15 protein-coding genes are annotated in these 12,109 nt (G+C 45.0%); 4 read left to right on the top strand and 11 right to left on the bottom strand.

The annotated features are described in order from the left end of the window. Nucleotides 1-118 precede the first annotated feature (118 nt). From O8C65_08630 to hacB, 3 genes are read right to left on the bottom strand one after another with little or no spacing between them, the layout of a single operon-like run. On the bottom strand, nt 119-1,126 hold the full coding sequence (locus tag O8C65_08630; GenBank protein MCZ7356985.1) for an isocitrate/isopropylmalate family dehydrogenase: 1,008 nt from the start codon (nt 1,124-1,126) through the stop codon (nt 119-121). Beyond that, the gene (locus O8C65_08625; GenBank protein MCZ7356984.1) at nt 1,123-1,998 is read right to left on the bottom strand and encodes a hypothetical protein; all 876 of its coding nucleotides are present in this window, start codon (nt 1,996-1,998) and stop codon (nt 1,123-1,125) included. The genes O8C65_08630 and O8C65_08625 overlap by 4 nt, the downstream gene beginning before the upstream one ends. Beyond that, entirely contained in the window at nt 1,995-2,492 is a 498-nt protein-coding gene (gene hacB, locus O8C65_08620) for a homoaconitase small subunit (GenBank protein ID MCZ7356983.1), read from the bottom strand. Before hacB ends, O8C65_08625 begins: the two co-directional genes overlap by 4 nt. Before the next feature lie 166 nt (nt 2,493-2,658). Between hacB and O8C65_08615 the strand changes: the two genes are divergently transcribed. Together O8C65_08615 and O8C65_08610 are read left to right on the top strand one after the other, a co-directional pair. Then, complete coding sequence (locus O8C65_08615; GenBank protein MCZ7356982.1) at nt 2,659-3,999, top strand: cyclic 2,3-diphosphoglycerate synthase; 1,341 nt, start codon at nt 2,659-2,661, stop codon at nt 3,997-3,999. Between the two features lie 16 nt (nt 4,000-4,015). Next, nucleotides 4,016-4,546 carry a YfcE family phosphodiesterase gene (locus O8C65_08610; protein ID MCZ7356981.1) on the top strand — a complete coding sequence of 177 codons (531 nt, stop codon included), beginning with the start codon at nt 4,016-4,018 and terminating at the stop codon, nt 4,544-4,546. A gap of 1 nt (nt 4,547) precedes the next feature. Here the strand turns inward: O8C65_08610 and afpA are convergent, their stop codons facing one another. Further along, nucleotides 4,548-5,105 (bottom strand): archaeoflavoprotein AfpA, encoded by a 558-nt coding sequence (afpA, locus tag O8C65_08605; protein ID MCZ7356980.1) that lies wholly within the window; start codon nt 5,103-5,105, stop codon nt 4,548-4,550. Nucleotides 5,106-5,124: 19 nt separating this feature from the next. Continuing rightward, nucleotides 5,125-5,742 (bottom strand): flavodoxin family protein, encoded by a 618-nt coding sequence (locus O8C65_08600; protein MCZ7356979.1) that lies wholly within the window; start codon nt 5,740-5,742, stop codon nt 5,125-5,127. Between the two features lie 245 nt (nt 5,743-5,987). On the opposite strand from O8C65_08600, the gene O8C65_08595 reads away from it, so the two are divergent. Beyond that, a complete protein-coding gene (locus tag O8C65_08595) occupies nt 5,988-6,797 on the top strand; it encodes an HAD-IC family P-type ATPase (GenBank protein ID MCZ7356978.1) in 810 nt (269 codons plus the stop codon). A 109-nt stretch (nt 6,798-6,906) separates the two neighbouring features. Here the strand turns inward: O8C65_08595 and O8C65_08590 are convergent, their stop codons facing one another. Next, nucleotides 6,907-7,197: a hypothetical protein gene (locus O8C65_08590; protein ID MCZ7356977.1), complete on the bottom strand. Its 291-nt coding sequence runs from the start codon at nt 7,195-7,197 to the stop codon at nt 6,907-6,909. Nucleotides 7,198-7,584: 387 nt separating this feature from the next. Here O8C65_08590 and O8C65_08585 point away from each other — a divergent pair, with 387 nt between their 5' ends. Then, nucleotides 7,585-8,073 carry a hypothetical protein gene (locus O8C65_08585; protein MCZ7356976.1) on the top strand — a complete coding sequence of 163 codons (489 nt, stop codon included), beginning with the start codon at nt 7,585-7,587 and terminating at the stop codon, nt 8,071-8,073. A 121-nt stretch (nt 8,074-8,194) separates the two neighbouring features. On the opposite strand, the gene O8C65_08580 is transcribed toward O8C65_08585, so the two are convergent. The 5 genes from O8C65_08580 to O8C65_08560 form a co-directional block, all read right to left on the bottom strand. After that, nucleotides 8,195-9,301 carry a pyridoxal phosphate-dependent aminotransferase gene (locus tag O8C65_08580; GenBank protein ID MCZ7356975.1) on the bottom strand — a complete coding sequence of 369 codons (1,107 nt, stop codon included), beginning with the start codon at nt 9,299-9,301 and terminating at the stop codon, nt 8,195-8,197. Then, nucleotides 9,301-9,906: a 6-phospho-3-hexuloisomerase gene (hxlB, locus tag O8C65_08575; GenBank protein MCZ7356974.1), complete on the bottom strand. Its 606-nt coding sequence runs from the start codon at nt 9,904-9,906 to the stop codon at nt 9,301-9,303. The genes O8C65_08580 and hxlB overlap by 1 nt, the downstream gene beginning before the upstream one ends. After that, nucleotides 9,907-10,413 carry a hypothetical protein gene (locus O8C65_08570; protein ID MCZ7356973.1) on the bottom strand — a complete coding sequence of 169 codons (507 nt, stop codon included), beginning with the start codon at nt 10,411-10,413 and terminating at the stop codon, nt 9,907-9,909. A 72-nt stretch (nt 10,414-10,485) separates the two neighbouring features. Next, nucleotides 10,486-11,340, bottom strand: a complete 855-nt coding sequence (mtnP, locus tag O8C65_08565) for an S-methyl-5'-thioadenosine phosphorylase (GenBank protein ID MCZ7356972.1) — start codon at nt 11,338-11,340, stop codon at nt 10,486-10,488. A 4-nt stretch (nt 11,341-11,344) separates the two neighbouring features. Further along, a complete protein-coding gene (locus tag O8C65_08560; protein MCZ7356971.1) occupies nt 11,345-12,049 on the bottom strand; it encodes a phosphoribosyltransferase in 705 nt (234 codons plus the stop codon). Between the last annotated feature and the right edge of the window lie 60 nt (nt 12,050-12,109).

Here is a 12,109-nt window from a genome sequence, read left to right as displayed (position 1 = left end):
TTTTTGTTCATAGCTGCTGGTCTAGGGTTTATCGCTTCGCAGTTTTTATAAACCTTTTATGATTAATATACACTTATAGTTTACGTGGTTGGTAGCAAAATTCTACAAACCATCATTTTCAGTATTGGTGCTCTCCTATAAATCTGCTAACCGATTCTGCGACGGCGTTCGATACATCGGCAGTTGAATTAGAACCCCCAAGGTCAGGTGTTACTATCCCCCGCTTAAGAACATCATCCACAGCCCGGTTTATTGACTCTGCTTCCCTGGCCTTTCCAGCCCATTCAAGCATCATCCTGACACTCAGGATAGCTGCAATCGGATTGGCAATACCCTTCCCCGCAATATCCGGCGCGCTGCCGTGGATGGGCTCGAAAAGCGCATAGCAGTCGCCGATATTGGCGCTCGGGCAAAGACCAAGCCCTCCGACCATGGCAGCGGCTTCATCGCTCAGGATATCCCCGAATAGATTCGTAGTCACTATTACATCAAACTTGTCCGGATGCAGGATCAGATCATACGCCATTGCATCCACCAGCATTTCGCCGTATGATATCCCGTTTTTCTTTGCAACACCGATGCATATATCGCGGAAAAATGAATCCGATTTCAATACGTTCGCCTTATGCACTATGGTTATATGCTTTTTCCCGTGTTTTGCCATGATGCATGCTCGCTCTGCGATCCTTTCACTCCCTTTGCGGGTTATAACTCGCGTAGTGTATGCAGCATCCTCGTGCAATTCTTCCCTGCCTGAATACATGCCTTCAGTGTTCTCACGCACGATAATAAAATCGAACTTCCTGGCACAGGGTAACCTCACTTTTCGCAACGGTGTGAATGGGCGTATATTGGCGTATAGATCAAGTTCTTTTCTGATGCGCACCAATACACTCTTATAGCCAGGGTCTGGCGGGGTAGTAATTGCTCCGAATATGACGCAATCGCACTCCTTCAGGATTTCTATATCCTCATCGGTGATAGCACTTCCCGTCAGCTCCCATTTTCCATAACCGATATCAAGCGGTATTTTTTCGATATCAAGATCAAATGCATCGAGCACGGACAGTGCTGCGGGTACGACCTCTCTTCCTATGCCATCTCCCGGAACAACTGCGATCTTCATTTTATCATCTGATCAATTATCTTATCGTTTTCCTTATTGCCTCTTAAAACTTTTACCAGCATCCTGATCGCATCCACGATATCGTATTCAGATGCCCCCCAGTGTACCACCGCGCCATCTATGCCGTTGATGTTCACCATCCCGGATTTCTTGCTCTGGCAGCATCGTGTAATGAATGGCCTGGTAGGCATATACAGCTCTGCCTTCAGCGGGCACATGTTGATGTGCTTATAAGTAAGGTTCGGGAACCGCAGTTCAAATATCTGTTTTGAGATATCGCATCCCACAAGCTCGGAATTGTTTTCGATATCGATATCTGTATCGAGATATTTTCCCTTGAGTTCTGAAGCATGGCATGGGAAGACCATTTTTTCCCCTTCGAATATTCGAAGGTCGATCAGCTTCGTGGTGAACCTTATATTCAATTCGCCCAGAATACCGCTCTTTACAAGTCTCTGGATGGCAAAAGCAAGCCATGGCGGCTCCGGGGGTGATAGGTCGATTATCTCAATCTCCATAACCTCGTGAAGGCTCGGGTCCTGCACAAAAGTGATATGCCTGTCCAGACCTTCAAAAATGACGGTGTTTATCTTTCCCCTGCAAATCGGAATTGCCGACTCGATAAGCCTGGTCCTGTCATGAGAATCAAGTTTTTCATCAAATTTTTTTATCTGTTGACCTTTTGCTATCAGTTCAAGTGAGTTAAGTTTTTTCAACAATCCTTCCCCATCACTCTTAACCTTAAATATGGAATATCCTGATGGCATGTCTGAGATCAGGTATTCTGTTGAAAAATATATCGGACATCCAATTCGTTCCGTCGGATCCGTCCTTGTCACACCCACACTTTTATAATCTGCCGGGAAAATCATTGCTGCACCTTCATTTTCCGATGTTCCACAAGTCCGCCGTCCGCCAGGATATCTCGCAGGAAATCCGGAAGCCTGGTCCCTGGATAGGTCTTTTCCTTATTTCTTACCGTCCCTTTTTCAAGGTCTATCTCAATAATATCGCCCTCCTCGCATTCTATTTTGGCTTCTATGATCGGAAGACCTACGTTGATGGCATTCCTGAAAAAGATCCGCGCGAACGACTCTGCCACAATGCACCTGATACCTGCATGCTTTAAGGCCAGTGGCGCCTGTTCCCTGGACGAGCCGCATCCGAAATTCTTTCCTGCCACGATCACATCACATTCTTTCACCTTTTTCGAGAACTGGGGATCGATCCCTTCCATTACATGGGCTGCAAATAAGCTCATATCTGTTGTGCGCAGGTATTTGCCAGGGATAATAACATCTGTGTCTATATTATCCCCGAATTTCCATACTCTTCCTGAGATTTTACTGATGCTCTTACTATTCATTGCTTGCTGTGGTAATTGTTCAAAGCAAGCATAATCATTTTGGTGAATATTTGTTCGAAGGTAATTCATGGCGCAAAGGGTCTCGCTCATCGTCTGGACCGATCAATTCTTCAATATACAATACAATTAAATCTGTTGGAAATAATCAAAATACTGAGGTTAGTTCATGAAGACAAAAGTTATAATAATGGGTGCAGCAGGACGCGATTTTCATAATTTCAATGTTTTTTTCCGGGATAATAAGGACTATGAGGTGGTGGCTTTCACCGCAGCACAGATTCCTGGAATAGCCGGTCGGTCTTATCCCAGGAAAATGGCGGGTCCCCTGTATACTAAAGACATCCCCATATACCCCGAAGAGAAATTACCGCATCTCATAAAAGAACATGGCATAGACCAGGTTGTTCTGGCTTATTCCGACCTCCCGCACGAGACGGTCATGCAGAAAGCATCCCTGGTGCTGGCTGCAGGAGCCGATTTCAGGCTGATGGGGACAAAAAGCACGATGCTTCAGTCCAAAAAACCCGTGATCTCCGTATGCGCGGTGAGAACGGGTTCTGGCAAGAGCCCTACATCGCAAAAGCTGGTGGACATATTGAAGGCAAAAGGATTCAACGTTGTGGTTGTACGCCATCCGATGCCGTATGGCGATCTCCTGAAGCAGGAATGCCAGAGATTTGCCGCTATGGAAGACTGCGTCCGGAACGAGTGCACCATCGAGGAGAGAGAGGAATATGAGCCATACATCTGCTGCGGAACTGTTGTCTACAGCGGTGTCGATTTTGGGAAGATCCTGAAAAGAGCGGAGGGGGAAGCGGACATTATCATCTGGGACGGCGGTAACAACGATATCCCTTTTTACAGGCCGGATCTCCATATCGTGATTGCGGACCCGCTCAGGCCCGGACATGAGCTGACTTATTATCCCGGGGAAGTCAATGTGCTCCTTGCAGATGTGATCATTGTAAATAAGGTGGATTCGGCAAGGAAAGAGGATGTGGAGCTTGTCATTAAGAATGTCAGATCCATAAATAAGAAAGCATTGATAATAAAAGCCAGGTCGGCTGTGACTGTGGAGAGCCCCGAGCTGATAAAGGGAAAGCGGGTTCTCGTTGTTGAGGACGGCCCCACCCTCACCCACGGCGGAATGTCCTTTGGCGCGGGGATAATAGCTGCAAAGAAATACGCAGCTAAGGAAGTGATCGACCCGCGAAGGAATGCCGTTGGCTCGATACATAAGGTCTATGAGGATTTCGCACATCTTGGCGCTGTGCTTCCCGCTATGGGTTATAGCCCAACCCAGATGAAAGAGCTGGAAACGACGATTAATGCCGCGGACTGCGATGTTGTGATAGCGGGAACTCCTATTGATCTTGGCAGGCTTTTGAAGCTCAATAAGCCTGTCGTGAGGGTCAGGTACATGATCGAGGAAGTGGATATTAAGCTGGAAGATGTGATCGACGAGTGGTTGAATGCAAAATGTTTGCTTCCAACTGCTGCAAAATAACCAATCCAATGATAATATGAAAATCTCCATCCTGTCGGATACGCATATCAAGCCCGGACAGTCCCTGCTCTCACAGCTTCCCGGGGAACTGATCTCTATCATCAGGTGCTCAAGCATCATCATCCATGCAGGGGATTTTGAAACCCTTGAATGCTACAACGAACTTCGCGGTCTGGGGAAACTTATAGCGGTCCATGGAGACATGGACAGTCCCCTTCTCGTGGATTTCCTCCCGGAGCGCAGGGTCATAAAAGTGGAAGGTGTAAGAGTCGGCATCATACACAAAGGGCAGCTGACCTCCGAGAGTACTGACGGGCTCCGGTACCTTGCAAAAGAGATGAACGTTGACGTTCTGATATTCGGGCATTTCCACCACCCCATTGTTGAAAAAACCGATGTTCTTCTCATTTCGCCAGGCAGCGCCACAGTCCCGGGAATAGCGGAACCAAGCGCTATCGAGCTTGAAATAATAAAAAATACTGTAAAAGGCAAAATAATCAGATGCACCGATAATGCCTGCAGTTATTTCGAATACGAGAAGCGCTAATTTATTTTTTGCTTTCGATATGCCTTTTTATGATATCCCTTATCTCATCCGGGTGTCCCAGCACAGTGATACCCGGCATTTTTCGAAGCTTATCAACAGCATCGAGGTCAACATCTCTCATTGTCAGAGTCAGCTTCTTGCCGCCTGGCAGATCCGTGGTGATCTCACCGCTTTTCTGGTCGGCAGGGAAAATGTAGACAGGCACTTTCGCTTTCATGGCCTGCGCTGCTGAACTGGATAGCAGCGTGTCGGATATCCCGGCCGCGATTTTCCCGACAGTGTTGGATGTGGAGGGCATGATCAGCATAAAATCGTATTTATGGAGCTGCAGATCCCCTGCGAGGAACGGAACATTTGGCGATTTTTCAGTGTAGGTTTTGGGGAAACTGGTTTTCAGGTCATTGTACAACTTGTACCATTTCACCACCATCTCGCCAGCCTGCGAGAGAAATACCTTTACTTCGAGGCTGTGTTCTTTAGTAAGCTCTTCCATTATCTCGATACTCTCTTTGAGATAGTCCCCGCAGCCCGTGATTCCCCATGCGATCTTCAAAGTCATATCTTTACCTTTTCTTATCTCATAATCTATTTTCTCTCAGCATTGAAGCCAGGTTCATCAATCTATTAACAGTCTTGCGCATGCTTTTTAAACCTTCCTCATCATCCCTTGCCCCCTCTGCACCGAGGTCTCTTGACCAGAAGGCTCCACCCAAGTTTGCACCGAACGAGCCTCCTCCCACAGGGATGGCCTCATTTATAACATAAAAGTTGAGTATTGCCTGGATCGATGGTTCCTGGCCTCCTATACGGTCTCCCCCGACAGCCAGTGCCGCACCTGGCTTGTTCTGGATAAAATGCAGATCCTGCGCAGCTATTGCCCTGCACCTGTCCATTATGACCTTTGTCTGGCCGCTCAACGTCCCCTGATAAACCGGTGTGCCTATTATCAGAGCATCAGCCCATCTCAGTTTTTCATAGACCTCCACCATGTCGTCATTGTGGATGCAGCCTTTTTTCTCCCGGATACAGTAATCGCAGTGGATGCAGAAGTTCAATTCTTTCCCTTGAGCCGAGAAATATTCGGTCTCTGCCTGATATTTCTCTGAAGCATGGCGCAAAGCTTCACGGATTATGTAATCAGTTGCTGCATTCCTTGGACTTCCCGAAATACCAAAAAGTCTTATTTTTTCTGCCATTTTTTCACATATTACAGATGAACTGTTTTCTCAAATAACTTTTGTGTGGTTTCTTAAGATAAACTCAACAGTCCAACATATGATAAAATTTAAATACTAATAATAATCATTAGGATATCAGAGGGTATCTGCGTGGTAGTGAATCATATTTCTACCTATCAAATCCTATCCTATCCACAATGCATCAATGCGGGTACCCTCCTTTTTTAGGAAAACATAATTATTCTTAGGAACCTTCTATGAGTATGAAAATCGCCGTGGTGTTTGACAGCGCAGGAACTCTGCTTCGCATGTACCGCGTTGCGAAGAATATAAAAACCGGAGAGTACCTCAATGATGTCGTAACTACCGACCTTGTCGGGAAAAGGCCATACTGCGCTCTTATCGTAATGCAGGTGGATTCAAATAAACTGGTCAACTGCCCGCCTGACATGCTGATTTCAGATTTTATCAGGAAATACAGAATCGATATAGAGGTCGGATGTTCGAGGGCAAATGTGGATAAGGCCACTGCTATATCAGTGGTTGAAAATGACACCCTGTCTGCTATGAAAGACTTGCAGGATGTAATGGCGTCTGTCAAACGGAAGTGCAAGAATATTTTCTACATGGGTGTGGGATTGGTCATCGACACTGAAACAAAAAGCATCCCGTATGTCATTTGCACCGGGGGGAAAATTTATTCCAATTCCTGTTCTGTGATTCAGGCTCTCACCGAACGGGGTATCGGGGTATTTATCGCATCCGGCGACAGCATGCGAAACCTGAAGCCTCTTGCTAAGAATGTATGTATACCGCTTGAATGCGTTCATGAGATTTCCACACCAAAGAAAAAAGAAGCGATCGTGAAGAGATTGAAAGAACAATACGATAAAGTGATAATGGTGGGGGATGGGATCAATGACATCCTTGCATTGCGCGCAGCGGATCTGGGGGTGCTTTCGATACAGCAGACAGGTAAATGCCCGCCTCTGCTTTGCGAGGAGGCAGATGTGGTGATAAGGGATATTAAGGAGATAGTTGGGGTTATTGAAAATAGGGTTCTCAAGATCTGATTTTCAAGTGACTTTTTAAGGTTAACCGAGATTGCCCGCAACCTTGAAGTTATACTCAGCCGCCTGATAGCCTTGAACCTGCAATCGCAGCGCCGCAGAACGCGGATTTTCAATCGTCATCATCATACATATCAATTCCATTTCCATGGCAATCTGGACATTCAAGGGCTATTCCGTATCCTCCATCCCCATCTTCTACGGGTATGTAATACGCTTTTTCAGAACCACAGTCAGGACATCTTGTGTATTGCTTCTCTTGTCCATCTTTTATTTTGTTTTGATCATTCTTTGAGGCTGATGACTGTGCCCTTGCCTTAAAATCTTGATTTTCGCCTGTCTTATCTGAATGCGATTGAATTCTTGAAGCGGCTTCATTGTCCATTTTGGATTCTTTTCCCATTATTTCACCTCATAGGAAATTGGTTTTTTTTCTATGTGACATATTACTCGCTATTAAGCCTTTTGTTCACGATTGCGTATAACTTGTCCATATACGAACTCGGTTCGCATTTAAATTTTGGCGTTATATGCGAAACCTAATTTTCGTCTATACTTTTTTTAAAGGTAAAATATATTTGAATTGCCAGTATATTAATGCTTGCTAGAGAAGTAATATAGATATGATTTGAAAAACGACCCATAATGACAAAGTAATAGCAGATGCCTCTCCAGAACATTGGGTATTATGGAGCTTCAAAAGGCAGCGGAATGGCAACCTTATTATTTGTATAATGCGTTAGACTATTGAAAAGATTAAATTAAAAATTAGTTCATATAGTTGGAAATTATGGAGTTTAATAAACTAACTAAAGTAATCTTTGATGAAATAAAACCCAAAATTGAATGCAGCCTAGGATTATCTATTTTTGCAAAAGAGAGAGCCAAATTTGAAGGTTGGCTGAAAGTAGAATTATGCAATAGCTTATTGAAATATTTTAAAGATATCATTCCAGAGAAAGATAGGGTTGATATTACTTTCGAGAATTGGGCTATTGAACTCAAAACAGTTAATACGAATATCCGATATAAAAATGTTAAAAATAAAACCCGCCCAATAACAGATAATATACAAGGGGTAGTGAATGATATTGAAAAATTAAAATCTATGGATTATGCCAATAAAGCTATTTTATTTGTTGTTTTCCCGATTACCCATGATAACGAAAATTGGCAAATTCAACTACAGAGAATTTCTACATCAGTAAGAGAAATAAGCTATATTAACTTCAATTTTGAAGCTGAAATCCCTGGGGTTATTTATTTTTGTTTAATATGATACTGTTTCTCTTGAAAGATAAACGTAACTACAATTAACTATTAGCCGTACTTAAGAACGAGGCCTGAATATGACGATTTAAGGATTATCCCGTTATTTAACCATGACATAGCAGGCATATTCACCTAAGCACCCTCTCCATCACCCCAATCGCCCTCCTCAAATTCCCTTCAGAAGTCGCATATGAGATCCTTATATGCCCTTTCCCATTCTCTCCAAAAGCTGAACCTGGGACAACAATAACTCCTTCTTTCAGCAACTTCTGCGGCGCATCTTCATCCTCGACTTCGGGGAACGCATAGAATGCCCCCTGCGGCTTCACACACTTTATACCCATCTCACAGAATCCATTAAGAAGGATATCCCTTCTTACCCTGAAACTTTCCCGCATCTGTGCCACGCAATCCTGCGGACCTTCGATCGCGGCCAGCGCCGCCTTTTGCGCGATTGAGTTTGCGCAGGCCTGGATGTACTGGTGCACCTTGAGCATCTGTTCGGTATATTCCTTCCGGGCTGCTACGTATCCTATGCGCCAGCCTGTCATGGCATAAGTCTTTGAAACCGCATTGATAGTGATGACATTATCCGAGAACTGCGCCGGGCTTACGTGCTCCCCTTCATAAATAAAATGCTCATAAACTTCATCCGAGATAATTATTATATCATTATCTTCTGCAATCTCCACCAGTGCCTTGATCTCCTGTCTTGTCTGGACACTCCCGGTGGGATTAGAAGGCGAATTCAATATAAGTGCACGTGTTTTTGAAGTAATGAGTTCATTTAAGGTGCCGGGCTTAATTGTGAGTTCTTTCCCAAGAGGGACTCCCACGACCTTGCCTCCTGCAAGCTTCGTAAGGGCAAGGTAAGACAAAAAACCGGGATCCGGGACCAGGACCTCATCACCGCGGTCTACAAGTGCCTGAAGAGCGAGATGAAGACCTTCGGATGCCCCCGAGGTAACGATTACTTCATCCGGGGTTATTGTAAAATGATTTTCCGATTCAAACTTCCTGCACAGGGCAACGCGCAATTCCGGGATCCCGAGATTTGCCGTATATCCCGTGAAACCCGCATTGATAGCCTCTATGGCCGCCTTTTTAATATGCTCCGGTGTATCGAAGTCGGGCTGTCCGAGGCCAAGATTGATGGCGTTCGGTCCCGCACCTTCGAACATCTTGCGGATTCCTGAGATGTCAATGCTCTTCACCCTTTCAGAAAACATGAACATCACTCAAATCTGGTATGCCGCAATTTCAGATCTTCCTCGCTGGCGCCTGTCTTTACCATCAACTCCGAAACAACAGCATCAAGAAAAACAAGTGCGGTTATCTCAAAAATAGTTCCAAGGGGTGCCAATTGTGTATAGCCTATCATCCTGCGTTCATGATAATCCTCGTAATCAATGTCTTCCTTGGGTCTTCCCGGCACGACAACAACAATATCCGAGATCTTACCCAGCGTAGAATCCTTATTGGAAGTTATGGTAGCCAGCTTTGAGCCGATCTTTTTGGCGATCGCGCCAAGACTTGCTATGGATGGGGTCTCTCCTGAACCTGATACAGCGATCACAAGGTCTTCTGGCTGTACGGCCGGGGTCGTGGTCTCACCTACAACATAAACATCAAAGCCCATATGCATCAATCTCATTGCGAAAGCCCGGGCGGCGAGCCCCGATCTTCCCGCGCCCATAAGGAATATTTTCCGCGCTCCCGTTATGCCATTCACGAGAGATGTCACAGAACTCTTATCCAGTTTCGAAGCAAATTTCTCAATATGTTCTGCGATAAAATTCATCGATTCAATGGTTGTTTCACATTCCTTCTTTCGTCTCATTTAGACTCCTTTTTCCCCTTCAACTTTATAATCAATTCGTTTTATTTCCCATCCCTCCAACTTTTTCAACTCATTGTAAATCTGCAATATCCTGCCCTTGCTTCCATCCCAGTGGAAGGTTTTCCGGACATCCTTCTGCTTAAGCTGGTCCTCGATGGATTTAACGAAATGCACAAGTGCAAATTTCTTTGAAAATGGGATATTGAATATCGCCCTGTAACCATTCCTGGTTTTCGCGTACGATGTCAGTACATAGCCAATGTTTTCATAATCCGCGATCGCACTGAAGGAACATATTACCTCTTGCTCGTGATTTACTGAAGAATCTGCATTGGATATGCCAAAAATTACCTGCCTGATAACCTGTTCCGTCGCCTGCCTGCCAAACCATATCATGATCTTACCCTGCGTACAGGAAACGATTACATCATCCCGTCCCATTTCAATAGCTGTGACGTCCCTCTCATCAGTGAAAAAGCCGTTTTTTATCACATTATTTTCTACCATCAGTCTTTCATCCACCCGACTATTGGAGCATCATGATTAAAGGTTCATGGAACCCGTTACATTATAGAAATGCTACTTTATATATTTCCCTATCAGGTCCGAGAGCTTCTTTTTGGTCCCGACAGGTATCTTATTAGAGGCAGTTAATATCGCGCCGGATAACGCATTAGCGCAGATGCAGTTTCTCTCGAGGGAAATCCTCGGGATAGCCTCTTTGATGATATTGCGAACAGCTTCCTCGTTTTTCACAACATTGGCTATCACCGTTTCAATCGTGACATCCTCTTCGTGCCAGACGTCATAATCAGTAACTGTCGCAAGCATGCTGTAACATATCTCTGCCTCACGCGCAAGTTTAGCCTCAGGAAGCGCTGTCATGCCGATGATGTCAAATCCCAGTTGCTGGTAGACTCTTGATTCAGCGCGCGTGGAAAACTGCGGTCCTTCCATACAAACGTAAGTTCCCTTCCTATGAACACTGTATCCCAGTTGCTCAGTTATGTCGCCAAGTAAAGATGACATCTCAGGACAGAACGGGTCAGCAAAACCTATATGGACAACGATGCCGTCCTCAAAGAACGTACTCTCACGGATCCTTGTCCTGTCGAAAATCTGGTCCGGTATCACGATGTCAAGGGGTTTATGTTCAAGCTTCAGGCTTCCGACCGCTGATGCTGAGATTATCCTCTTCACTCCGAGTTTTTTCAGGGCGAGTATGTTCGCACGTGAATTCAGTTTGCTCGGGGAAATCATGTGCCCTTTGCCATGCCTGGGGAGAAAGGCGACATTAATTTCCCCAAAGGAGCCTATTGTGATGGAATCAGATGGTTTACCATAAGGAGTATCAAGCCCAACAACCTTCACATTATCGAGCATAGAGGTATCATAAACGCCGCTGCCCCCAATTATTGCAATATCTGCATGCATAACTTCACGCTCCTTCGTATTTCCACGTTTTTTCACCCGAAACTGATTTTGCTTTGACTATTCCCCTGCAGGTCATTTCTTCGAGTATCTCATCCATCCGATTCGGCTGAGCTATCTCATAGCTTATGGGATCGATATTATGGTATTTCAACAATCCCGATCTTATTTTCTCAATTGTCCATTCATCCTTTTTTTCTTTGGCCATAAGCCGTGAGATTATATCGATCATATCCTCGATAAAATTCCATGGGTATACGATCCATGCCCATTCCTGTACAACTTCCCCGCAATAATCCGGCTTGACATCAGAGGTGTAAAGGTATTGAAGCACTGCTGTTCTGACTTCCGCCGGGTTCTGCCTCTCGACATACTCTTTCGCATGAACGATGCTTTTTCCCGTATCCGTGATATCATCCACAATGAGTACTTTCTTTCCTGCCACAGCATTGTCAGCCAGAGGATACCTGATAGCCGGGCCGCTCCCCGCCGATGCGGTGCCCACGTAATGTTCGATCTTAAGGCTTGTCAGGTCATTGAGCCCAAGGAAATCGCAGAGCACCCTTCCTGCAAACCAACCTCCCCGTGCCAGCGCGATTATTGTATCGGGTTTATACCCCGATCTTTTTACTTCGTCTGATACATGCCTGCACAGGTCATAGATATAATCCCAGTTGGTTATAACACATTTGAATTTATCAGGAAGCACCATGATTCCACCACCCCAAAGAGGTAGTGTAGCGTTATATATTTTTTGTAAATCCTTGAAAGT

The organism is Candidatus Methanoperedens sp., assembly GCA_027460535.1.
Classification (GTDB): domain Archaea; phylum Halobacteriota; class Methanosarcinia; order Methanosarcinales; family Methanoperedenaceae; genus Methanoperedens.
The sequence above is the reverse complement of the archived record's forward strand: the minus strand, read 5'-3'. Positions and strand labels throughout refer to the sequence as shown.

What these genes read in the sequence shown, in the direction of transcription:
- O8C65_08585 (MCZ7356976.1), top strand. Translation starts at nt 7,585, where the DNA reads ATGGAGTTTAATAAACTAACTAAAGTAATCTTTGATGAAATAAAACCC.
- O8C65_08595 (MCZ7356978.1), top strand. Translation starts at nt 5,988, where the DNA reads ATGAAAATCGCCGTGGTGTTTGACAGCGCAGGAACTCTGCTTCGCATG.
- O8C65_08560 (MCZ7356971.1), bottom strand. Translation starts at nt 12,049, where the DNA reads ATGGTGCTTCCTGATAAATTCAAATGTGTTATAACCAACTGGGATTAT.
- O8C65_08590 (MCZ7356977.1), bottom strand. Translation starts at nt 7,197, where the DNA reads ATGGGAAAAGAATCCAAAATGGACAATGAAGCCGCTTCAAGAATTCAA.
- hacB (MCZ7356983.1), bottom strand. Translation starts at nt 2,492, where the DNA reads ATGAATAGTAAGAGCATCAGTAAAATCTCAGGAAGAGTATGGAAATTC.
- afpA (MCZ7356980.1), bottom strand. Translation starts at nt 5,105, where the DNA reads ATGACTTTGAAGATCGCATGGGGAATCACGGGCTGCGGGGACTATCTC.
- O8C65_08570 (MCZ7356973.1), bottom strand. Translation starts at nt 10,413, where the DNA reads ATGGTAGAAAATAATGTGATAAAAAACGGCTTTTTCACTGATGAGAGG.
- O8C65_08625 (MCZ7356984.1), bottom strand. Translation starts at nt 1,998, where the DNA reads ATGATTTTCCCGGCAGATTATAAAAGTGTGGGTGTGACAAGGACGGAT.
- O8C65_08580 (MCZ7356975.1), bottom strand. Translation starts at nt 9,301, where the DNA reads ATGTTCATGTTTTCTGAAAGGGTGAAGAGCATTGACATCTCAGGAATC.
- O8C65_08630 (MCZ7356985.1), bottom strand. Translation starts at nt 1,126, where the DNA reads ATGAAGATCGCAGTTGTTCCGGGAGATGGCATAGGAAGAGAGGTCGTA.
- hxlB (MCZ7356974.1), bottom strand. Translation starts at nt 9,906, where the DNA reads ATGAGACGAAAGAAGGAATGTGAAACAACCATTGAATCGATGAATTTT.
- O8C65_08615 (MCZ7356982.1), top strand. Translation starts at nt 2,659, where the DNA reads ATGAAGACAAAAGTTATAATAATGGGTGCAGCAGGACGCGATTTTCAT.
- O8C65_08600 (MCZ7356979.1), bottom strand. Translation starts at nt 5,742, where the DNA reads ATGGCAGAAAAAATAAGACTTTTTGGTATTTCGGGAAGTCCAAGGAAT.
- mtnP (MCZ7356972.1), bottom strand. Translation starts at nt 11,340, where the DNA reads ATGCATGCAGATATTGCAATAATTGGGGGCAGCGGCGTTTATGATACC.
- O8C65_08610 (MCZ7356981.1), top strand. Translation starts at nt 4,016, where the DNA reads ATGAAAATCTCCATCCTGTCGGATACGCATATCAAGCCCGGACAGTCC.